Source organism: Pseudomonas tolaasii NCPPB 2192, from assembly GCF_002813445.1.
Taxonomy (GTDB): Bacteria; Pseudomonadota; Gammaproteobacteria; order Pseudomonadales; family Pseudomonadaceae; genus Aquipseudomonas; species Aquipseudomonas tolaasii.
In genome coordinates this window covers 5559167-5581978 of record NZ_PHHD01000001.1, presented here as the reverse complement: position 1 = coordinate 5581978, position 22812 = coordinate 5559167, and the positions used below count along the sequence as shown (strand labels likewise).

Genomic DNA, 22812 nt, shown 5'->3' with positions numbered 1-22812 from the left:
CTTCTTTATCTCGCCGCCGGGAAATTGTTCATGAACCGTCCCCACGGGCAGCCCACGCCGATCCTGACTTTGCCCCAGGGCGAAAAAGACCCGTTGTCGATCCGCGCCAAGGCCCTGGTATTTTCCGACCCGCGTTCGTTGCAACTGCTCGACTATTTAAAACGCGTCGGCCCCAGCGACGCGCCGGTGTTGATCAATGGCGAGACCGGCACCGGCAAGGAACTGGTGGCGCGTTACATTCACAGTGCCAGCGGGCGCACGGGTGCGTTTGTGCCGGTGAACTGCGGTGCCATCAGTGAAACCCTCGCCGAAAGCGAGTTTTTCGGGCACGAGGCCGGAGCGTTTTCCGGCGCGGTGGGCAGGCGTGGCGGCTGGTTTGAAGAGGCCGACGGCGGCACGCTGTTTCTGGATGAAATTGGCGACTTGCCGCTGCCTTTACAGGTGAAGTTGCTGCGCGTGCTGCAGGAGCAGGAAGTGGTGCGGGTGGGCTCACGCAAACCCATCAAGATCAATATCCGCCTGGTTACCGCCACCAACATCGACCTCGAACAGGCGGTGGAGGCGGGCAATTTTCGTCTCGATTTGTTCTACCGCATCAATGTCGCCCAGGTGCAGGTGTTGCCTCTGCGCGAGCGGCCGCTGGATATTTTGCCGCTGGTGGAGCACTTTCGCCGGGCTTACGCGGCCAGGCTGAAAATCGCCGAGCCGATGCTCTCTGAGTCCGCTACCCAGGCGCTGCTGGATTATCCGTGGCCGGGCAATATCCGCGAGCTGGAAAACGTGGTGCACCTGGCTTTACTGGTGGCGGGCGACAAGCCGATCATGCCCAGCCACCTGAAGTTTTCCGCCGGGCTCAGTGCGATGCACGCCAGCGTCAACAGTGGTGCGCCGCGCATTCCCCAAGAGGTGATGCGCGAGCAATTGCTGAGGTTGTTCGAGGTGCCGGGGGACACCTTGCTCCACGACATCGAAGACCTGATCGTGCGCGAGGCGTTTGCGTTTTGTGGCTTCAACCAGCTGCGCACGGCGGATCTGCTGGGCATCACCCGCAATGCCATGCGCACGTTGCTGGTCAACCACGGCATGCTCAAGGGCCGCGCACGGCCTTGAGCAACAGCGCTTCAAACACCCGTTGCGCCCGTGGCTCATCGGTGTGGGCCACGTTAAACCGCATCGAATCGCGGTGCGCCGGGTCGTAGCCGAACAGCGCACCCGGTGCCAATACCAGGCTGCGTTTCAACGCCTCCTGGGCCAGCAGTTCGCCGTTCACTCCCGGCGGCAGGCGCGCCCAAATAAACATCCCGCCTTCATAGGCCATCGGCAGCTCGCAACCGCAGCGCTTTAGCCACTGTTCGACGCGCCCGCCGGCTTCCATCAAGCGCTGCACCATGCGCTTGCGATGCTTGGCGTAGCTGCCTTCGCTGAGCATGCGGTAGACGATCTGCTCAAACAGCTCCGAAGTCACGCCGCCGCTCATCAATTTCATATTGGTCAGGTTCGCCGCCAATTGGGGGGCGGCCACCACGTAGCTGACACGGGTGTTGGCGCTGAGGATTTTCGAGAAGCCCGACAGGTAGGTGACCTGCTCCAGCCCGGCGAGGGCGGCCAGGCGTGGCGGCGGGTTGGGGTGCAGGTCGCCGTAGAGGTCGTCCTCGACGATATGGCAGTGGTACTGCCGGGTCAGTTGCAGCAGGCGAAAGGCCTGGCTGGGGCTGAACGAATGGCCGGTGGGGTTATGCAGCACGCTGGTGGTCAGGTACAGGCTGGGGCGATGCTCGGCCAGCAAGTGTTCCAGGGCGGTGAAGTCGAAGCCGTCGGGGCGGCGCTCGATGGTCACTACCTTGACCCCGTGCAGCGCCAGGTTGGCGTGGAAGTTGAAGTAGCACGGTGCGTCCAGCAGCACCGTGTCGCCGGGGCGGGCGAGCAGGCGCATGAGCATGTCCAGGCCTTGCACGGTGTTGGGCGTGGTGATGATTTGCTCCAGCGGCACCGATAAACCTTCGCTGTGCAGCTTCTGTTGCAGGGCCTGGCGCAATGGCAGCAACCCGGCCGGTGTGCCCAGCCCGGCGATACGCAACGACGGCGCGCGCACCACGCTGCGCATGGCCTGGCGGATGGCTTCGGCATTCAACCAGTCTTCCGGCAAATGCCCGCCACCGGGGCGCAGCTCGCCGCTGGCGGTGACCAGCGGGCGACGCAGCACGCTGAGCAGGTCCTGGGGCAATAAATCCACCCAGGCCACCGAGGCGGGGCGGGCGGTGTCCATCGCCACGAAGTAGCCGCGGCCTTGGCTTGAGGTCAGCAGGCTGCGCCCGCGCAGGCGGTCCAGCGCTTCGTTGAGGGTGAACTTGCTTACACCCAGGATTTGGGTCAGCTCACGCACCGACGGCAACTTGCTGCCGGGCGCCCATTCGCCGTTTTCGATGGCCTGGCTGAACGCCTCGACGATCTGCTGGACCTTGGGAACGCCTTCCACAAAGGCGATGGCGGATACAAACATAAAGCTTCCTTGTCTTTGCCGGTGCTTTTACCGGTGAAGTTAGGCCGGATTAGGCATCACTTTACCTGCCTTGTGCAATGCCGCTCCCCTAGACTGCGCGCCATCTCGCCAGGATTTGGCGAAATTTCATACACGCGAGCAATGGATTTCGCATTCTCATGAAGACTTATATGTGCGCACCCTGCGGTTTTATGTACGTAGAAGAATTGGGTATTCCTGAAGATGGAATCCCGGCAGGTACCCCTTGGGAAGAGGTGCCGGAAGACTGGACATGCCCGGATTGCGGCGTGACCAAGGCCGATTTCATGGCCATTGAACTTTAACGCTCCATAACGAAAGGAATCGCTTCATGGAAAGCAAACTGATCAACCCCACCGTGCCGTTCTGTACCGGTGTGGCACACCAGAAGTACCTGGCTGCCGAAAAGGGCCTGCAAACGGCCATCGAAGGCCATTGCACCCATTGGTACATCGACGGCAGCCTGTTTGGCGAGATGGTCGATGACTGGACCGATGAGCGTATCGCCGCGTTGCAGGAGCAGATCACGGCGACAGGCGTAAAGCCGATTTTCCACGGCAACTTCAAGGCGCCGCTGGGCAGTGATGTCGAGGCGTTCCGTGTCGCGGCGGTTGAATACGTGAAGAAGGAAATCGACATCGCCAGCCGCCTGGGCGCGCCGTTGATCATTCACGGTGGCTGCATCGTCGAGCCGAAAATGGTGTTGATGGCCAAGAAGGTCGCACTGGAGCATTACCTCAAGTCGGTACAGGAACTGGCGCGCTACGCCGAGGCCCGGGGCACGGATATCTACCTGGAAAACCTGTCCAACTACGTCAACTATCGGCCGTTCCACTACATCTTCACCCATGAAGCGGAATACGCGTTTGTGTTCGAGCGCCTGGAACAACACAGCAACGTGTACTTCTTCCTCGACGCCGGCCACGCCAACATCGAGAACGGCCTGCCGGCGGAAGTGGTGCGCAAGTACCACCACCTGATCAAGGGCATTTCCTTCAGCAACAACAATGGCGTGCAGGACCAGCACTTCGGCATTCACGACGGCAACTGCGACTACGCCGACGTGGTGCAGGCCATCGTCGAAACCAACTGGAAAGGCCTGGTGGCCTTCGAAACCCGCAACCAGACCGCCAAGGCCGCCCTGGCTGACCTGGCGCTGATGTACCGCGAATCCCTCACGACCGAAATCGCGGTCGCCTGACCCAGCCCGGGACGCGCGCTCAGAGCGCGCGTCCTGTTGTTGTCGCTTTTATTCATCCAAGGCCCCGGACCATGACCAGTGCGTTAACGCTGTCTTCGTTTCTGTATTTCCTGTTGTTTTGCGCCACCATGACCTTCAGCCCCGGGCCCATGACCTTGTTGCTGTTGAGCCTGGGCTTGAAAGACGGCTTGCGCAGTTCGATCCCGGCGCAGATTGGCGCCAGCGTGTCGTACCTGATTTCAATCCTGATATTTGCCGTGGGCTTTTCGGAGCTGATCAAGGGCAACCTCGCGATTACCCAGACCATCCAGTTTGTCGGCGTGGCCTACATTCTTTACCTGGCCTACAAGCAGTGGACCAGCAGCGGCGTATCGATCAATAAGGCGGGGGCTGTGGAAGGTTCGCGTAGCCTGTTCGGCAAGGGCTTGCTGACCGGATTTTCCAACCCCAAGACCATCATCATGTTCAGCGCCGTGTTCCCGCAGTTTGCCGGTGCCGGGGAGCACAGCTCTGCGGCGGATATCGCCATTCTCGGGTTGACGTTTCTGACGCTGCAGTTTGCCAGCGGCTGCCTGTACTGCTATTTCGGCCAGCGCATCAAACACGTACTGGAAAACCCCAAGCGGCGGGTGTTGTTGCAACGTACTACGGCAGTGTTGTTGCTGGGTGTGGCGGTGATGTTGGCGCGGGGCTTCTCGCACTGAGTGGGCTTCTGAGCGGTAGTGGCGATTTGACGTTGCCCTGATAGACTCCAGGCATTCACTCAGGATCACACCACGCCATGTCAGCCGTCGGAGGAAATGGACTTCCGCTCGCTACTCGCTTGTATAAATCCCGCACCCTGGGGCTGACGCTCGGTTTCGTGTGTGTGGTGTTCGGCATGTACCCGCTCAACCCGCCGCTGTGGGTGTGGGCCTGGATGTTGGTCAATGCCTTCGTCTGGCCGCATCTGGCGTTTCAATGGTCGTTGCGCGCGACCAACGCCTTGCGCAGTGAGCGCCGCAACCTGTTGTTCGATTCGTTCTGCGGTGGTTTCTGGGTTGGCGCGATGCACTTCAACCCGCTGCCGGCCGTGACCACGCTGTCGATGATGACCATGAATAACGTGGCCATCGGCGGGCCGCGTTTCATGTTTGCCGGTTGGGTGGCGCAGGCGCTGGGCATCGGCGTTTCGCTGCTGGTCTTCGCACCGGCGTTTATTGCCGTGACCACCCAGGCCCAGTTGTATGCCTGCCTGCCGATCCTCATGCTGTATCCCCTGGCGCTTGGCTGGATCTGCTATCGCCAGGCCGTGACCCTGGCCCGACACAAACGCGAATTGCTGGCGCTGAGCCGCACTGACAGCTTGTCCGGCCTGCTGAACCACGGGGCCTGGAAAGATCATCTGGAAATCGAGTTCCAGCGCTGCCGCCGAAATGACGCCGGCGCAGCCATCGCCCTGCTCGACATCGACCATTTCAAGACCATCAATGACACCTATGGCCATGTCACCGGCGATATCGTACTGCGCCAATTAAGCAAAGTACTGCGCCAGAATTTGCGCGCTACCGACCTTGCCGGGCGTTACGGCGGTGACGAATTCTGCGTGATTCTGCCCGACATGCCGCTCAATCGCGCTACCGAAGTGATGGATGCGCTGCGCGACCGTTTCAACGCTTTGGCTTACGCCCAGGACCCTGCATTGCGCGTGAGTTTGAGTATCGGTCTTGCGCCGTATCAAGCATCGCACGTCGATTCCACCAGTTGGCTCAACGACGCCGACCAGGCGTTATATGAAGCCAAAAGCAGTGGGCGCAACCGCGTGAGTTCGGTGCAGGGGAGTTGGTTGCGGTCGGTTTAGTGGGGTAGGGTGTGGCGTCCCTCCCAACAAAAACAAGGAACGGTTCATGCTCTTCACCTTCTCACGCACCCTCCTGGCCGCCACCCTGGCCTTGTCCTTTGCCGTGCCGGCCTACAGCGCCGAACCCCACAAACAAATCCAGGCGGATGCCGAACAGTACAAGGGCGAAGCCCTGAAATTGCTGGAGCGCCTGGTGAATATCGACTCGGGTTCCGGCTACGAGCCGGGCCTGACCCAAGTGCGCGACATCGCTGTGAACGAGTTGAAACAGCTGGGTTTCAGCATTGAACTGGTGCCGGACAAAGCCGCCAACAACAGTCACGTGGTCGCCACGCTCAAAGGTACCGGCAAAGCAAAAATCCTGCTGATGGCCCACATGGACACGGTGTTCAAGGAAGGCTCGGCCGCCGAACGCCCATTCCACATCAAGGACGGCCGCGCCTACGGCCCCGGTGTGATGGATGACAAGGGCGGCATCGTCGCCGGCATCTACGCGCTCAAGGTCCTGAAAAACCAGGGCTTCAAGGACTACGCGCAAATCACCTTCCTGCTCGACGCGAGCGAAGAAAGCGGCTCCGAAGCTGCCTCCGAACTGATCCGCACCACCGCCAAAAAACACGACGTGACCCTCAACCTCGAACCCGGCCGCCCGGCCGACGGCCTGGTGGTGTGGCGCAAAGGCAGCGCCACTGCCGTGGTCGAAGTCAAAGGTAAGGCGGCTCACGCCGGCGTCGCCCCGGAACTGGGCCGCAACGCTGCCATGGAAGCGGCGCACCAGATCCTGCAACTGGGCAAACTCGGTGATGAAGAGAAGAAAACCACCATCAACTTCACCGTGCTCAAAGCCGGCGACCGCGTCAACGTCATCCCCGACCAGGCCACCGCCAAAGCCGACGTACGCGCAGCCTTGCCGGAAGAATTTGACCGCATCGAGAAAGACCTGGCACGGGTATCGGCCAACAAACTGATTCCGGAAACCGAGGTGACGACCAGCTTGCACCGCGGCTTGCCGCCCATGCCGCAGACGCCGGAGTCGGACAAGTTGGTGGCGATTGCCCAGGGGATTTATGGGGAACTGGGGCGCAAGCTGACGATTGAAGGCAGCGGCGGGGCGGCGGATGCGAGTTTGTCGGCCGGGGTTGGCACGCCGACGCTGGATGGGTTTGGGATTGTGGGGGGGAATATTCATACGCCGGAGGAATATGCCGAGGTGGAGAGTGTGGTACCGCGGGTTTATTTGCTAAGTCGGATGATTGTGGAGTTGAGTAAGCGGTGATTTGAGTGGGCGGCTCATTCGATTTGGGTGAGCACGCCTTTCAGGTCGACGAGTGACTTGTGGCGAGCGAGCTTGCTCGCGCTGGGCTGCGTAGCAGCCCCAAACCTGGCGATGCAAATCTGTCTGAATAGATTCGTTGTCAGTATTGGGGCCGCTGCGCGCCCCAGCGCGAGCAAGCTCGCTCGCCACACGGTTCGGGTTGTAATGAGGTAAGTAATGTTCTCACCAGGTGGATTGGTCTTCGAGGCTAGCTTTTTCAAGGTCGTCTCGCCAGCCTTCGTTGGCAAGCTTGAAAATATCTTCGAAGAAGCTTCTGGGGTTGTCCATACGGTCCCACCCACAAGGGAGTGAACAATGAGAATTCAGGTCTTGATGCAAAAATTTGGAAAAGTTGTATTCGTTATTATCAAGTGCTGCACTTAGAGCGTCCATTAGGCACTTTTTGTGCCTGTAGCTTAAGTCTGAGTCCCTGTCGATAATCAAATGTTTGATTAGATAGGCTCTATCTTTGGGTAGATTTATGTCATAAGTCGCGATGGCGGCCCCCAGAGAGTCCTCGCGGCCATAAATATCGAATCCGCCCAGAAAATATTGTAACTTTGGAAGGTACGGTATGTTAAGAAATGGGTGTTTCAACATTTACGGTTACTCACAGGGAATGCGGTGTAAGGTTTTTTTGTCTCGCGATCGAATTTTACAACGGCTCTGTTCATGTTTTCGTTGAGAATGGGGTGCTCGAGAAGTTTTTTGTTGGGTGTGTAGCCCCTTCCGCACCCTTGTATTTCCATCTCGACAATAGGGTTTCCATATTCATCCTCTCCCGTAAAAAGCGCCAGTTTGCGTAATTCTCTCGAAGTGGCTTCTTCAAAGACTTTAAGTTGTACCCTGTAGTTTTTGAATTGAGCGCTTGGTTTTATCGCGCCTTTTTCTCTTGTAATAGGGTGGGTGCCATCGATAGATCGCTGTTTTAGAGCTGTGTCGGGTATTTCGGCACTGTGGCTTTTAACAATACTCATGATTTTCCTTTTTTTGAGGTCGGAGATGATGCTCATTCCGTGGGTAAAATCTATGTTGATTCGTTTATGGTAGCTTCAGCATCGTAAGTTAATAAGCAGCTAAGTAAGATTTTCATGAATTCCCTTTGGTCTAGGATTTCATCTTTAAAATACGTGTCAAAGAGGTGAAATACAGAGTCAAAGCTGTCTCCTGCTGCTAAAAAATGCTGCAGTGTGTCGATGTGCCATTGTCTTTCATCATGCTTATACTTCATGAATTCTGGTTTTGTTAATTTTTCAAATAGCTCTTTAAGGTCGCTTTCTCGATTTATATTTTTCGAAGCTATCAATTTCTCCCTTTCCGGGCTGTGCGAGTTTTCTATGCAGTAAGTGAATAGAAGGCCTTGAGTGATTGATAAGCATGGTTTAAGTTTCATTAGAAGTCTCCATAGGCTGTGATAGGTTGTCCGTCCTGATTCAGGATAACTCTGGCTTTTTTTGTTTTTTCGTATTCGTAGCCATCTTTTTTGTACCCCTCGCCAATTGTTTTGCCCATGTTCATAGGCCGTTTTGATGCCGAAAGATTTATCTGCTTGAATATGAGCTGTGCACGGTAGATCGCATTCAACTGATCTCTATGGCTTAGGAAATGGGTGGCAGCACTAGGTGTTCTAGGCTCTCCTGCGTGTGGGCCTGTTATGTATCTTTCTATCTCTCGAGTGGTGGGGTTTTTTGCTGTTTGTACCCGCTCCAATTGAGATTCCAGTGACGTTTGTGCTCCATGTTTTTCAAGAAAGTGCGCCCCAGGGATTGATGCCTCCAGTTCTGTTAAGCGCCTATGAGCATTTGCTTCGCCAAGCTCATTGATACGTACCTGTCTCTGCGCACGAGTCAGTTGCGGTAAAGCGGGTTCCCCTTGATTGATCCCTGCCGTTGGTTCTCGGAGTGTACTGTCTGGCTTGCATCCATTCTCGCCCGGACACGAATTCAACCCCAGCGGATCCACCCACCCCGTAGGATTGGGCGCGTACTGGTACGCATTGATCCCACCCGCCAGCTTCACCGGATCCGGTGTCAGGTAACGACCCAGATCCGGATTGTAGTAGCGATGGCGGTTGTAGTGCAGGCCGCTTTCGGGGTCGAAGTATTGGCCCTGGAAGCGCAGCGGGTTGTCGATTTTGCTTGCGTCCAACCGGCTGATTTTGCCGTAGGCCTTGTAGTGGGCGGACCAGACGATTTCGCCGTTGGGGGCGGTGAGTTCCTGTGGGGTGCCGAGGTGGTCTAGCTGGTAATAGAAAGGCTGGGTGGCTTTTGGGCCGAAGCCGTCGAGCAGGGCCAGCGGGCGGAAGCTGCCGGGTTCGTAGATATAGCTGCGGTGGCGATCGGCGTGGTGTTCGGCGATGAGTTTGTCGCCTTGCCAGAAAAACTCGGTGGTTTTGCCGTCGACGGTTTTGCTGATGCGTCGGCCGAACGGGTCGTATCTGTAACTGGCGGTTTGGCCGTCTGGTCGGGTGATGCCGATCAGCCGGTGTTGGCAGTCGTAGCGGTATTCGGTGACGAGTTTGTGGTCTTTGCCACGCCGTTCGCGGATCAGATTGCCGAACGCGTCATAGTCGTAATGATGATCCCCCTGTATCGCCAGCCGATTACCCGCCACGATGTCCGGGCCGGGGCGGTCCTGCATCAGCAGGTTGCCCGCCGGGTCGTGGCCGAAGCGTTCCTGTCCGTCTTGTGTGTGATCGACGCGGGTCAGGCGGGCGAGGGGGTCGTATTGGTAACGACGTTCGCCCTTGCGGGTGTCGAGGATGCGGCTGAGGTTGCCGGTTTTGTCGTAGTGATAGTGGCGCTCATAAACATCATGCCGTTGCTGAGTGACGGCGTGGGCGTACAGGCGGTTTTGTTCGTCGTAGCCGTAATGGCTGATGAGCTGGCCTTGCTGGCGCTGACGCTCGCGGCCTGCCTTGAACAGGTGGGAGGTGAGTGGAGTGCCGTTCAGGTCGACGGTGCTGAGGTCGCCGCCTTTTCCGTGGTGGAAGGTGAGCCGGTTGTTGTCCGGCAGGCGCAGGTTTTTCAGTTGGCCGCAGGCGTCGTAGCCATAGCGCAGCGTGCCCCAGCCCTGGTGTTCGGCGGTGAGGCGATTTTGACTGTCGTACTCGTAGGCCAGCGCCCAGTGGCCGTCGTTGACGCCGAGGAGGTTGCCTTGGCGGTCGTAGGTGTAATCGACGGTTTTGCCATCGGGGAGGGTTTTTCTGACAAGGCGGCCGGCGTGGTCTCGCGTGTAGCGGGTAACCAGCTGACTGCCATCGTCGCCGTGTTCGGTTTTTTCCTGCAGGTTGCCGTTGAGGTCGTAGACGTACGCGGTGCGTTGGCCATCAAAGCCGGTTTCCTGCTGGATCAGGCCGTTGGGGTGGTAATTCAGGCGATAGGTTTCGCCGACTTCGTTTTCAATCTCGGTCAGCAGCAACCGAGTGTTGTCGTAGCGATACTTGACCTGGGTGCCGTCGGAATTAATACGACGACTGATCAGGTGCAGGCCGTCGCCGTATTCGTAGCGGGTGACGTGCCCCAGCTCATCGCGTTCAGCGGTGATTTTTCCGTAGGGGTTGTAGCTGTATTCCCGCGTCGTGCCGCCCGGCAGAACCACACGAACCAACCGACCCACACTGTCCAGCTGGTACTGCGTCAGCGCGCCGTATTCATCCTCCCGCCCAACCTGCCGCCCCAAATCGTCATAGCGATACCGTCTGACCCCACCATTGGGCAGCTGTTCCTCAACCAACTGCCCATGCTCATTCCACACCAGCCGATGACAGCTGTGGTCGGGGTACCAAACGCCGGTCAACTGCCCGTATTTGTTGTAGCTGTAGTCGGTAACGCTGCCATCAGGATCGATCTTGCGCGTGACATCGCCCTGATCATTACGCTCGTACTTCCACGCCGCCTCCCCACGCCGCACAACCCGTACGAAACCGTTGTCATGCTCGTAGGAAGTCGGCTCGTCGTCGCCGGGAAACAACGCCACCAAACGCCCGGCGTCGTCGTATTGATACGCCGTCACCGCGCCCAGCGGGTCTTGCTCGACCGTCAGCCGGCCCTTGTCGTCGTAGGATTTGAAATGCTCGGCGCCATCCGGATCGATGCGCTGCACCAGCCGCGCACGGCTGTCATGCACGTAGACTTCGGTGCTGCCGTCGGCGTTGTGGACGGTGACCTGGCCGTCATCACCCCAGGCATAACGCGTGTCCATCTGCGAAAAACTGGCCCAATGCCGGACACATCGGGCCGCCTTGCCGGACCTTTCCCACGCCCAAAAGAAACTCGCCCCACCGGCCAGTTGGCGTTCAAGAATGACGTGCTGGTCGTCGTACCGGTAAACCTCGCTTTCGCCTGCAGCATTGGTCGCTGAGACCAGTCGTCCGGCGTCGTCATAGGCGTAGGAAACGACGGTTTGCTCTGTCCTCCAGACAAACTCGCCCGGCCCCTCGGCGCGCTGAATCTGATACTCCACTGCCACAATGCGGCCATGTTTATAGCGCAGAAACAGCGATCGCCCGATGCCGTTGTCCAGCCGCTCAACCCGGCCCGAATAGCCCCGTAAAACCTGCAGGCGGTTGTCATACGCATCGCTGATCGCCGTCAGCGCGCCGTCGCGAAAGTGATAAAACCGCGCGTCCTGGGCCAGCACCAGCTCATCGGGAGACGAGCCCAGATAAATCGCCGCCTCAGCCAGGCTGTTGGTGATAGCAGGGCGGGAAACCGTGGGCAGCGGAAACTCGGTGATGCGGTTTTCGTGATCCGTCCACACCACCGAATCACCGGCCACCACCAGCCGGTGCGCCAGCGAATGGCTCCAGCCAAACCCCAGGCCACAATCGATGTCCACGGCACTGGTGCGGTACAACCGCGTCCACTCAAACGGCAAGATGCCGTCCAGCGTGCCATCGGTCAGGGTCAGCAATTCCTCGCCGGTGACCATCGACACCGGGCAGCCGTTAGTGACGGTTTTATCGGCCGGCGCAGCGGCGTCGCCTGCGGGGTTTTTGCCGGAGGCAGGCACGTCGTCCACGTGCTCTTGCCGAACCAGCGCCGTGCGCTGAACCCGCTTGTTTCGAACCGCCTGGGCGGCGTTCGAAATCACCTTATCGCCAGCCTTCAATGGCGCATCGGGGATCACCTTGATGTCAGCCACCGGCCCACCCAACAAGATCGGCCTGGCCAACTCGGTATGTGTCTCCGCGCGAACTTTGCCGAACTGCCCGGCGATGCGTTCCAGCCACTCGCGTGCCCGGCGAGACTTGATGCCGCCCAGCACCTTCGGGCTCATGCGTGTCACCAGGCCCATCCCGCCGGTGGCGCGGACCAACAGCAGGTTGATCAGCACCTCACCGCTGATCTCACCCAGCAATTCGTTCATGTACGGGGGTGGCAACAGCCGCATCCAGCCGACGAAGGCTGACAAGTGGATAAACATCAGCGGCTCATCGCTAAGTATCAGCAAGCCTTTTGCAAGGGCATCTGTGCTCAGCGCCAGCAGCTTTTCAAACTCGGCCTGAGACAGGTAATGCAGCAGTTTCTCGGCGTAGACCAGCGGGTGGGTGATCCATTCATAGAGTTGCTTGATGTCGTCCCACAGCGAGTTCAGCGCCTGGCCAAACCCGCGGGCATAAGCTTCGTGCAACGCGAGGTAACGCTTGAGGAAGTTCGCCTCGGAGTAGTTTTTCCAGAGTGGCGCGAAAGTGGTGGTCCATTCACGGCGCAGCCAGCCTTCCAGTGACGCAATAACCGACTGATAGGACGCGTACAGCGCCTTGTAGTGGGCTTTGGAAACATCGGGATAGAAATTGACCCGGTACTGCTGGTTGCGATCACACTCGGTGACTTCAAGGATGCCGCTGGGGCCGATGGTTTTATGGATGGGCTCGCCCAGGGGGCCGCCTGCAGGGTCAATGCGTTGCAGCACCACCGGGGTATTGCCGATGGGCACGAACCGCGCACTCTGAAACATGTGCACCAGGGTCAACGTACCGTTGGCCTTGCAGGTGGCGACGGTGCTGCTGGGCAATATCGAACGGTTGATCGGCGCCACCAGCGCCACTTCATCGCCGACCTTAAACACCTGCTCGATATCCAATGCCGAAAAGCTGAAAAAGCTTTCCGCCCAGGTGTCATAGCTGTTGAGGCAGCGTTTGAAATCGCTGAGGACGGATTCGACGTCGCGGGTCTTCGAATCCATGGCGGCCAATACCAGCAAGCCAATGGTTTGGCTGGTCGCGGCGATCAAGAAGCAACCCCGGCGATCAGGGCTTTAACGAAAAAAACCATCTGCAATCCCTCGCACTGTGTGATCAGGCGAAGGACTTTGCAGTGGTTTTCAGGCGATATCTGTAGAGCTAGTCCTGCTGTTATGTGGGAGGTTTCAGCAGCTTGCGTACTCCCGTCGGGTTACGGGTTCTGGCGGTTACTTTGCAGACGTACTGCGAGGGTGGAGCCGGGGTTGAAACGGCCAACGGCGCCGTGCAACACGTAACGTGCCGAGTAGGTATGCGTGAAAGGGTCGACGCTGGCAGGCAGTTCGCGCAGGGTGGCGGTGACGGCTTGTTCGGGCGCATCGAAAGGGAAGACCAGGGCTCTCGGTGAGGCCTGGTTGCGCTGGTTTTCCGGCAGTTGGACGACGATTTCACGCGCGCCCTCGCGGGTCAGGTGCACGATGCCAAAGTGGGTGTCGCAAGCGCCTGCTTTCACGGCCTGCGCAGCAGTGGGCGCGGGCGTTTCGAGGCAGCCACTCAATACAGTCAGAAGAATCAGCGGCGTGAGAAGTCGCCAGCAACGCGCATTCATGATGGGCTCCAGGGGGTGACCAGCAGGTAAAAAATTATGGACATAATTTTTTACCCATATTATGGTCGAAATATAAATTAATCCAGCCCCCGGATATTCCCCATGGCAAATACCCCGGCACCTTCGCGCAGCTTGTTGTTTCTATTGGTTGCCCTCACGGCGTTGGGTGAAGTCTCGACCCAATTGATGATCCCGGGACTTGGCGCCATCGAGCAGGCACTGGCCGCGCCCGCGGGTTCGGCCTTGATGGCGTTGTCGGCGTTTGTCGCTGCATTCGGCCTCGGGCAGCTGTTCTTCGGGCCGCTGTCCGACCGCATCGGCAGGCGCCCGGTACTGATCGGCGGCCTGGCGCTGTACGTCGTGGCCACGCTGGCGATGCTGTTGGTCAGCGACATCCAGCAGTTCATCGCAGCCCGCGTGCTGCAAGGACTGGGCGCTTGTGCTGCATTGGTGCTGGCCCGCACCGTGGTACGCGATGTGTGGAAGGCCGAAGCGGGGCCAGCCCTGGCGCTGACCATGATCGGCATGCTCTACGCCATTGTGGTGGCGCCGATGGTCGGCGGGGTGTTGATCAGGTTCTTCGGCTGGCATGCGCCGATCATCCTGGCTCTGATGATCGGCAGTGTGGTGTTGCTGCTCGCGCTGTTGTTCTTCCGGGAAAGCAACCACCACCTGGACCCCAACGCCGGCCACTGGCGCACCCTCGGCGGGCAATACCTGGACTTGCTCAAAAATCGCCAATACCGCGCGTACGCCGTGGCGCTGGCCTGTACCTACGGCGCGATGTTCTCGGTGATCGCCGGTTCATCAGCCGTATTTATCAACCTGCTGGGTTTCAGCAGCCTGGAATATGGCATCAATTTCGGCCTGATCGTGTCGATGCTGATCATCGGGTCCACCTACACACGACGCAACATCATGCGCCTCGGCCCCCAACGTATTGTGGCGATGGGCGTGACAATGGTGGCCGTGGGCGGGCTCTTGGCGCTGGTGATTTACGAGCTGTTCGGGCTGTCGGTCGCCGGCCTGGATATTCCGGTGGCGCTGGTCACGCTGGGCGGCGGCCTGGTGTTGCCCGGTTCGGTGACGGGCGGGGTGATGCCCAACGCTCATCGCGCGGGTTTGGCGGCGGGATTGATGGGCTTTTCGCAGATGTTGGGTGCCACCTGCAGTGGTCTTTTGTTGAGCCATCTGCGGGACGGCAGCGCCACGCCGATGATCGTGATCGAAGCCGGTTTTGCGGTGACGGCCTTTCTTGCGTTTCACCTGTTGCGTCAGCGCAAGGTCAGTGGATTGTCCTATACGTAGAACAATCCGGGCCGCTTTTACCGGCTAGTGCATAAAGGCAGGTGGGCTTATGGTGGAGGGACTTTGGAGGTACACCATGAAAAAGCTTATCGGTATTTACACCAGCCCCCGCGCCCACTGGGTCGGCGACGGCTTTCCGGTGCGTACGCTGTTTTCCTACGACACGATGGGCAAACACATCAGCCCGTTCCTGTTGCTGGACCACGCCGGCCCGGCGGATTTCACCCCGACCGAACAACGCCGTGGCGTAGGCCAACACCCTCATCGCGGCTTTGAGACCGTGACCATCGTCTACGACGGCGAAGTCGAGCACCGTGATTCCACCGGTGCCGGCGGCAAAATCGGCCCCGGCGACGTGCAATGGATGACCGCCGCGAAAGGCATCATCCATGAAGAGTTCCACTCCGAAGCTTTCGCCCGCAGCGGCGGGGCGCTGGAGATGGTGCAGCTGTGGGTCAACCTGCCGGCCAGGAACAAAATGGCTGACGCCGGTTACCAGACCATCGTCGACGGTGACATCCCGGTACTGCCGCTGGCGGACGATGCCGGGCAACTGCGCCTGATTGCCGGTGAGTTTGCCGGTAGCACGGGGCCAGCTCGGACCTTCACGCCCATTGACGTGTGGGACCTGCGCCTGAATGCCGGTAAAACGGTCGCCCTCGACCTGCACGCCGGACGCAATACCGCGCTGGTAATTCTGCGCGGCACGGTGCTGGTCAATGGCGAGGACGTTGCGCGCCAGGGGCAGCTTGCGCTGTTTGAGCGTGATGGCAGCCGGCTGACACTGGAAGCCAGCGATGATGCCAAAGTGCTGCTGCTCAGCGGCGAGCCGATCGACGAGCCCATCGTCGGCCATGGCCCGTTTGTGATGAATACCGAGGAGGAAATCCATCAGGCATTCGCCGATTTCCACTCGGGCCGATTCGGTCAGATGCAGGCCTGACCGTTGAGCCGTGACCCTGTGGGAGCTGGCTTGCCTGCGATAGCATCACCTGGGTGTAACTGAAGCACCGAGGTGTCTGCATCGCAGGCAAGCCTGCTCCCACATTTTGTTTTCCAGCCTTATCAATTCATGCGATCTTCAGCGCATTCGCCACGGAGTCGCCTGGATGCCCTCATTTATCGCCGATCACCCGATGTTTTGCGCCCTGGCGCTGATTTTGATCGACATTGCGGTGTGGCGCCTTATTTCCGCCGACCTCGCCAACTGGAAGCTTGCGGCGCGGTTGGTCATCTTTGCGATCTTCAGTGCCGTGTTGTTCAACGACGGCATGAACCCCATGCAGGCCGCGCCCTACGCCGACAACACCGCTTTGCACCTGGCCGCTACTGCCTTGCAGATCGGCTGGTGGTTGTTCGCCGCGCGCACCCTGACGGTGTTGCTCGGCACGGTGATGATGCAGCGCGTCGGCCACACCGGGCGGCTGCTGCAGGATATCGTCGGCGCGGTGATTTTCCTGATTGCCATCATTGCCGCCATGGCCTATGTGCTCGACCTGCCGGTCAAAGGCGTACTTGCTACCTCGGGCGCGGTGGCGATCATCGTCGGCCTGGCGCTGCAAAGCACCTTGAGCGATGTGTTTTCCGGGATCGTGCTCAACACCACCAAGCCTTACCAGATCGATGACTGGATCTCGATTGACGGCACCGAAGGCCGCGTCACCGACATCGACTGGCGCGCCACGCGACTGCAAACCTCCCAGGGCAGCATGGCGGTGATTCCCAACTCGCTCGCGGCCAAGGCCAAGATCATCAACTTCTCTCGCCCGGCCGATATGTTCGGGCTGGCGGTGAGCCTGCAAGTCAGCCCCCACGCGCGCCCGCAGGTGGTGATCGAAGCGCTGGAGCGCGCCATGCAGGGCTGCCGGCCTCTGCTGGCCAAGCCCGCGCCGAGTGTGGCGTTCAAGACGTCCGCCAGCGGTGGCGTGGAGTATGAAATCAGCGGGTTCGTGCCCGCCATGGGCCTCAAGCGCGAAGTGCGCAATCAACTCTACGACCTGGCTTTCCGGCACTTGCAGGCGGCGGGTGTGGGCATTTTGTCCGCCACCGAAAACAGCACTGCGCCAGCGATGTCGGGGGCGCGGGCGCTGCTGGAACGCTCGTCGATTTTCTCCACGCTGCGCCAAGAGGAGAAAGAAACCTTCAGCCAGAATATGACCCTGCACACCTACCGGGCCGGTGAGATGATTTTGCCGGCGGGGGAGGTCAGCGATCATTTGTTTATCGTCGAATCCGGTGTGGTGTCGGTGATGCTGATCAAGGGCGGCCACACGTTCGAGGCCGGGCGGATGGGGCCGGGGGAGGTGATCGGCGAGGCGGGGATCCTGTCCGATCAGGCGACCCTGGCGGACTTCACCGCGAAGACGTTCTGTACCTTGTACCGGATTGAAAAGGAGTACTTGAAGCCGTGCCTGGATGCGCGGCACGACATCAGCGAGGCCATGAAGGCCCTGCTGGATTTCCGGTTACACGCCGCGCAGGCGATGACTCAGGACGCGCCGGTAGTGCCGGTCAAAAAAGGCTTTATGCAGTGGTTGAGAAGCAGAGGGTTGTGAGCCGATTGGTCACCCGTTCTTCCCCGCAATTGGCTATTTCTACGGGCGCCACCGGTGGCTAATCTAGCCACCAATCCCCACCGTTCCGGAGTACCGCCATGCAAACCCGTACCGATTTCTACACCGCCTCCCCGGATGCCATGAAAGCCATGCTGGCCCTGGAAGCCGCGTCCGGCAAACTGTCCATCGAGCTGCCGCTGCTCGAGTTGATTCGCCTGCGTGTCTCGCAAATCAACGGCTGCGCGTTTTGCCTGGACATGCACACCGCCGACGCCCGCAAAGGCGGTGAAACCGAGCGTCGCCTCTACACCCTGTCGGCCTGGCGTGAAACGCCCTTCTTCACCCCGCGTGAACGCGCCGCGCTGGCCTGGGCCGAAAGCCTGACCCTGATCAGCCAGACCCACGCCCCGGACGAAGACTTCAACGCCTTGGCGGCCGAGTTCAGCGCCCAGGAGCAGGTTGATCTGAGCCTGGCAATTACCACCATCAACAGCTGGAACCGCCTGGCGATCGGCTTTCGCAAGATGCCCAAGTAAGCGTTAGAAGTTCACCGTTGCGCTCAGGCGCGCCGTCAATGGCGCGCCCTGGAACAGATAATCGTCCCCCAGGTATTCGCCCGCGTCGCGCCAGTAGCGCTTGTCGAACAGGTTGTCGACGCTCAGGCGAAACACCGTCTCATAGCCGTCCATTTTTGTGGTGTAGCGGCTGCCGACGTTGACCACCGCGTAATCCCCGACTTCCACGTTGCCGGTACGGTTCGCGTACTTCTTCGCGCTGTATTGCACGCCACCGAGCACCGCCAAACCGTTCACCCACGGCAAGGCGTAATCGGCGTAAACACTGGCGCGCAGTTTGGGCACGTTGATCGCCTGGTGGCCTTCGTATTCCGGGGTGCCGCTGCCGGTGACGCGGGCGCGGATTGCTGCGACGCTGGTCGCAATTTGCAGACGGTCGGTGGCCCAGCCGTTGGCGGACAGTTCCAGGCCGGTGTTTTTCTGTTCGCCTTGTTGTACGTAGTTGAATTTGTCGTCGCCAATAGGTTGGGCGTACTGGTACGCCTGGCGGGTCTGGAACACGGCGGCGGCGAAGCTGATGCGGCGCCAGTCGTATTTAACGCCGGCTTCGAGCTGGCGTGAGGTGGTGGGGGCGAGGGTGTCACCGCTGTTGAGTGTCGTCCACGGCGCGGTGCCGCCCAGCGACAAGCCCTTGCTGTAGCTGGTGTACAACGACAGGTTTTCTATCGGTTTGTAGATCAATGCCGCTTGGGGCAGGAATACGTATTGCTGGGTGTGGCGTGTTTGATCGCCAGTCTCCTCGTCGAAGGCTTTTTCATCCAGGCGCACTTCGCGGCCGCCAATGATGGTCTGCCATTGCTCGTTGAAGCTGATGCGGTCGGTGACAAACAGCCCGTACTGACGGCTGTCAAGGTTACGGTGGCTGGCGTTCAATGGCTCATCGGTGGGTTTGAAAGTAGGAGCGTCTTCGTTGATGTTGCTACTGCCAATCGGGTCGTTCACTGCTTCGCGCTTGTCGATCACCCGGCGGAACGCGCTGGTGCCGAAGGTCAGCTCGTGGCCTATGCCAGCGGTATCGAACAGCCCGGTCATGGACGCCTGCAGTTCATCGTCACGGCGGGTGTCATCGGGGCTGCGGTAGTCGTAAATGTCGTAATTTCCCTCTGGCGTGAAATAGTTGCCGAGGCCGGTAGTGGCTCCGCCCCACGCAAACGAACTGTAATCATCAATCACCACCTTGCTGCGTGCCGCACTCACGCTGCCTTTCCACTGATCGCTGAAACGGTACTCAAACTTGCCGTTCAGGTTCAACGAGTCAATGCCCACCTGATGGGAGCCGCTTTGATGCCCCAGCAGCTTTTTCGGCGATGCGTCATGGGGCACTTCGGTGCCGCCCAACAGCTGATAGCCCGGCACCGAGCGTTGCTGCTTGTTCTGGTATTCCGCGTCCAGCTGCAACAGCGCATCCGGGCTGATGTTCCAGTCGAAGGCCAGGGATACGAAATCGCGCTGGCCGTTGGCGTGTTCCACGTAGGAATTGAGGTCTTCATGGGCCACATTGGCGCGCAGGCCGAACTGCTGCTCGCTGCCAAACCAGCCGCCGACGTCGGTGGCGACATAGCCGCTGCCGCGATCATCGGTGGAGACCGTCACCGAACGCACATCCTCCGGGCGCTTGGTCACGTAGTTGATCACGCCGCTGGGCTCGGAAATTCCGCTCTGCAAACCGGCCAGGCCCTTAAGCACTTCCACTTGTTGTTTGTTTTCCAGTGCCACGTTCTGCTCGCCGGTGATGGTGCGCCCGTTGATCTTGTAGCTGCTGGCCGCATTCAGCGAGAAACCGCGTACCACAAAGTTTTCGTAATAGCCGATGGGCGCGTAGCTGTCGCCGACCGAGGCGTCGTTGCGCAGCACTTCGCTGAGCAGGCGGGCTTGCTGGTCCTTGATCAGGGATGCGTTGATCACGCTGATCGAGGCGGGTGTGTCTAGCAAAGGTGCTTCGCTGAAACCTGCCACTGAGGCGGTGTCAGCACGGTAGCCGGACTCGTCCTGGCCCTGAACCTTCACCGTCGGCAGTTCTATTTCAGCTGCGAAGCCTGTGCCGATACCGCCGCTGAGCAGCAGGCCGAGGGCGAAACTTGAAGGCGGGAACGAGGGAAAACGCAAAACCATGGGGGCAAGGCCTTAAAGCGCGGGGCAGGGAGGGCGCATAAGCTAGGCATATCGGCCGGGTTTTACAAGCGATTAAGAGTGGTTCTGCCTCACCAAAAAACCAATGTGGGAGCTGGCTTGCCTGCGATAGCGGTGTATCAGTGGTAGATGTGTCGCCTGACACACAGCTATCGCAGGCAAGCCAGCTCCCACAGGGGGAGAGTGCGTTTCAGGTGGAGTGTTTGAGGGTCTCGCTGGGCAATTCCTTGAACAGCGCCCGGTAACTGTTGGAAAACCGTCCCAGATGCCAGAACGACCAGTTCATCGCCACCTCGGCCACGGTGGTATCGGCGCCACTCAACAATTCCCGCCGCGCACCATTCAACCGGCGCAACCTCAGCCACTGCGCGGGGCTCATGCCGGTGTAGGTCTTGAAGCCCTGTTGCAGTTGGCGCAGCGGCACGCCGGCAATTTGTGCCAGTTCCAGCAGGTTGACGGTTTCATCCGGCGCGTCCGCGGCCCATTCACCGATGCGCGCCATCAGCCGGCGCTCTTCGCTGCGCCGCTGCAATGAGCTGCGGTCCAGGCACACGCAAGCGTTATCGAGGATAAACAGGCAGTCGTCGAGCAATTGCCGGGTGAGGTTGACGGGGTCGGGCACGGTGGGCAAGCGCGTCAAGGTGCTGCTGAGCCAGCGGGTGAACAGTGCATTCTGCTGGCAGGTCAGCGGCGCCATGAACAGGCCTTCGAGTTTCGCCACATCCAGGCCCTGGCGCTGCACGAATTGCGGCCCGAACACCACCGCCACTTCGCGGTAGTTTTCCGGGGTGATCCAGGTGTTGCGGCTTTCGCCATTGAGCATGTACAGCGCGTTGTCGCTGCCATCGAAACAGAACGCCAGGGAGCCGGGCGGCGCGTTGAAATGCTGCTCCACACGGGTATTCATGCACTCTTCGTAGACCTCGACACCTTGCAGGTCGAGGTAGCGGATCTGCCCGGCAAAATGCCCGGGAGACATCTGCTGGTACTGCTGCACCCAGCCGGGTGTCGCACTGCATTGAGCGGCCACATCACCGGTGGTGAAGGCCTGTACGCGCAAAGCCGTTGCCTGTGTCATGGGTGATCCGTGCGCACTCTATTGGTGCGTTGTGGGGCGTGCAAAGTGGATAGATGCCGTTTGAAGGCTGGCCCAAGATAGACCTCAATGCGCCGGGAGTACAAGCCGGCGCATGCACCCAACCCATGACGAGGTCCTTATGAACGCCCCCTTCGATCAGCTGTCCGCCTGGCTGAAAGAACACAAGATTACCGAAGTCGAATGCGTGATCAGTGATTTGACTGGCATCGCACGCGGCAAGATTGCGCCCACCAACAAGTTCCTGCATGAGCGAGGCATGCGCCTGCCGGAAAGTGTGCTGCTGCAAACGGTGACCGGGGACTTTGTCGACGACGATATCTACTACGACCTGCTGGACCCGGCCGACATCGACATGATTTGCCGTCCGGTGTCCAACGCCACCTATGTGGTGCCCTGGGCCATCGAACCCACTGCGATTGTGATCCACGACACCTTCGACAAGCAGGGCAACCCCATCGAGCTGTCGCCGCGCAACGTGCTGAAAAAAGTCCTGCAGCTCTACACCGACAAGGGCTGGCAGCCGATTGTCGCGCCGGAAATGGAGTTCTACCTGACCCAGCGCTGCGAAGACCCGGACCTGCCGCTGAAAACCCCGGTGGGCCGGTCGGGCCGTGCCGAAACCGGTCGCCAGTCGTTTTCCATCGATGCCGCCAACGAATTCGACCCACTGTTCGAAGACGTCTACGACTGGTGCGAACTGCAGGGCCTGGACCTCGACACGCTGATCCACGAAGACGGCCCGGCGCAGATGGAAATCAACTTCCGCCACGGTGATGCCCTCGACCTCGCCGACCAGATCACCGTGTTCAAACGTACCCTGCGCGAGGCCGCGCTCAAGCACAACGTAGCCGCGACCTTCATGGCCAAACCGGTGGCCGACGAGCCGGGCAGCGCCATGCACCTGCACCAGAGCGTGGTGGACATCGCCACCGGCAAGCCGGTGTTCGTCGACGCCGACGGCAACAAGAGCCAACTGTTTTTGCACCACATCGGCGGCCTGCAGAAGTACATCCCCAAGCTGCTTCCGATGTTTGCGCCCAACGTGAACTCGTTCCGCCGCTTCCTGCCGGACACCTCGGCGCCGGTCAACGTGGAGTGGGGCGAAGAAAATCGCACCGTCGGCCTGCGCGTGCCCACCTCCAGCCCGGAAGCCATGCGCGTGGAAAACCGCCTGCCCGGCGCCGACGCCAATCCCTATCTGGCGATTGCCGCTAGCCTGTTGTGTGGCTACCTGGGCATGGTCGAGCAAATCGAACCCAGCGCGCCGGTGGAAGGCCGCGCTTACGAGCGCCGCAACCTGCGTTTGCCGTTCACCCTCGAAGACGCGCTGGCGCGCATGGAGGATTGCGACACGGTCAAACAGTACCTGGGCGACAAGTTCGTGCGCGGCTACGTCGCGGTCAAACGCGCCGAGCATGAGAATTTCAAGCGGGTGATCAGTTCCTGGGAGCGTGAGTTCCTGCTGTTGAGCGTCTAA

17 protein-coding genes and 1 pseudogene are annotated in these 22812 nt (G+C 59.7%); 11 read left to right on the top strand and 7 right to left on the bottom strand.

What is annotated here, in order from left to right; all coding sequences use genetic code 11:
- The first annotated feature begins 30 nt into the window (after positions 1 to 30).
- Positions 31 to 1110: a sigma-54 interaction domain-containing protein gene (locus tag ATI14_RS25455; protein WP_016968941.1), complete on the top strand. Its 1080-nt coding sequence runs from the start codon at positions 31 to 33 to the stop codon at positions 1108 to 1110.
- Here the strand turns inward: ATI14_RS25455 and ATI14_RS25450 are convergent.
- Positions 1088 to 2500: an aminotransferase-like domain-containing protein gene (locus ATI14_RS25450; protein WP_016968942.1), complete on the bottom strand. Its 1413-nt coding sequence runs from the start codon at positions 2498 to 2500 to the stop codon at positions 1088 to 1090. The two genes, ATI14_RS25455 and ATI14_RS25450, sit on opposite strands and share 23 nt — an antisense overlap.
- 158 nt (positions 2501 to 2658) lie before the next feature.
- Here ATI14_RS25450 and ATI14_RS25445 point away from each other — a divergent pair, with 158 nt between their 5' ends.
- The 5 genes from ATI14_RS25445 to ATI14_RS25425 all read left to right on the top strand — a co-directional run bounded on the left by ATI14_RS25445 (position 2659) and on the right by ATI14_RS25425 (position 6835).
- Positions 2659 to 2823, top strand: coding sequence for a rubredoxin (locus tag ATI14_RS25445; RefSeq protein ID WP_016968943.1), 165 nt, complete (start codon positions 2659 to 2661; stop codon positions 2821 to 2823).
- Between the two features lie 26 nt (positions 2824 to 2849).
- Positions 2850 to 3719, top strand: coding sequence for a sugar phosphate isomerase/epimerase family protein (locus tag ATI14_RS25440; protein WP_016968944.1), 870 nt, complete (start codon positions 2850 to 2852; stop codon positions 3717 to 3719).
- Positions 3720 to 3790: 71 nt separating this feature from the next.
- A complete protein-coding gene (locus ATI14_RS25435) occupies positions 3791 to 4423 on the top strand; it encodes a LysE family translocator (protein ID WP_016968945.1) in 633 nt (210 codons plus the stop codon).
- A 77-nt stretch (positions 4424 to 4500) separates the two neighbouring features.
- Entirely contained in the window at positions 4501 to 5559 is a 1059-nt protein-coding gene (locus tag ATI14_RS25430; protein WP_016968946.1) for a diguanylate cyclase, read from the top strand.
- 46 nt (positions 5560 to 5605) lie between these two features.
- On the top strand, positions 5606 to 6835 hold the full coding sequence (locus tag ATI14_RS25425; RefSeq protein WP_016968947.1) for a M20/M25/M40 family metallo-hydrolase: 1230 nt from the start codon (positions 5606 to 5608) through the stop codon (positions 6833 to 6835).
- Positions 6836 to 7467: 632 nt separating this feature from the next.
- On the opposite strand, the gene ATI14_RS25410 is transcribed toward ATI14_RS25425, so the two are convergent.
- From ATI14_RS25410 to ATI14_RS31735, 4 genes and pseudogenes are all read right to left on the bottom strand, one after another.
- A complete protein-coding gene (locus tag ATI14_RS25410; RefSeq protein WP_218166674.1) occupies positions 7468 to 7851 on the bottom strand; it encodes a hypothetical protein in 384 nt (127 codons plus the stop codon).
- A 50-nt stretch (positions 7852 to 7901) separates the two neighbouring features.
- A complete protein-coding gene (locus tag ATI14_RS25405) occupies positions 7902 to 8267 on the bottom strand; it encodes a hypothetical protein (RefSeq protein ID WP_016974724.1) in 366 nt (121 codons plus the stop codon).
- Positions 8267 to 13063: an RHS repeat-associated core domain-containing protein gene (locus ATI14_RS25400; protein ID WP_100831552.1), complete on the bottom strand. Its 4797-nt coding sequence runs from the start codon at positions 13061 to 13063 to the stop codon at positions 8267 to 8269. The genes ATI14_RS25405 and ATI14_RS25400 overlap by 1 nt, the downstream gene beginning before the upstream one ends.
- 218 nt (positions 13064 to 13281) lie before the next feature.
- Positions 13282 to 13524, bottom strand: a pseudogene (locus ATI14_RS31735) (hypothetical protein); the annotation flags it as partial.
- A gap of 246 nt (positions 13525 to 13770) precedes the next feature.
- Here ATI14_RS31735 and ATI14_RS25390 point away from each other — a divergent pair.
- From ATI14_RS25390 to ATI14_RS25375, 4 genes are all read left to right on the top strand, one after another.
- On the top strand, positions 13771 to 14976 hold the full coding sequence (locus ATI14_RS25390) for a multidrug effflux MFS transporter (RefSeq protein ID WP_016973446.1): 1206 nt from the start codon (positions 13771 to 13773) through the stop codon (positions 14974 to 14976).
- Positions 14977 to 15052: 76 nt separating this feature from the next.
- Entirely contained in the window at positions 15053 to 15919 is an 867-nt protein-coding gene (locus ATI14_RS25385; protein ID WP_016973447.1) for a pirin family protein, read from the top strand.
- Positions 15920 to 16085: 166 nt separating this feature from the next.
- On the top strand, positions 16086 to 17531 hold the full coding sequence (locus ATI14_RS25380; protein ID WP_016973448.1) for a mechanosensitive ion channel domain-containing protein: 1446 nt from the start codon (positions 16086 to 16088) through the stop codon (positions 17529 to 17531).
- Positions 17532 to 17629: 98 nt separating this feature from the next.
- On the top strand, positions 17630 to 18067 hold the full coding sequence (locus tag ATI14_RS25375) for a carboxymuconolactone decarboxylase family protein (RefSeq protein ID WP_016973449.1): 438 nt from the start codon (positions 17630 to 17632) through the stop codon (positions 18065 to 18067).
- Positions 18068 to 18070: 3 nt separating this feature from the next.
- Here the strand turns inward: ATI14_RS25375 and ATI14_RS25370 are convergent, their stop codons facing one another.
- Positions 18071 to 20218: a TonB-dependent siderophore receptor gene (locus ATI14_RS25370; protein WP_016973450.1), complete on the bottom strand. Its 2148-nt coding sequence runs from the start codon at positions 20216 to 20218 to the stop codon at positions 18071 to 18073.
- Positions 20219 to 20426: 208 nt separating this feature from the next.
- Complete coding sequence (locus ATI14_RS25365) at positions 20427 to 21314, bottom strand: helix-turn-helix domain-containing protein (RefSeq protein WP_031320280.1); 888 nt, start codon at positions 21312 to 21314, stop codon at positions 20427 to 20429.
- Positions 21315 to 21453: 139 nt separating this feature from the next.
- Between ATI14_RS25365 and ATI14_RS25360 the strand changes: the two genes are divergently transcribed.
- A complete protein-coding gene (locus ATI14_RS25360) occupies positions 21454 to 22812 on the top strand; it encodes a glutamine synthetase family protein (protein ID WP_016973451.1) in 1359 nt (452 codons plus the stop codon).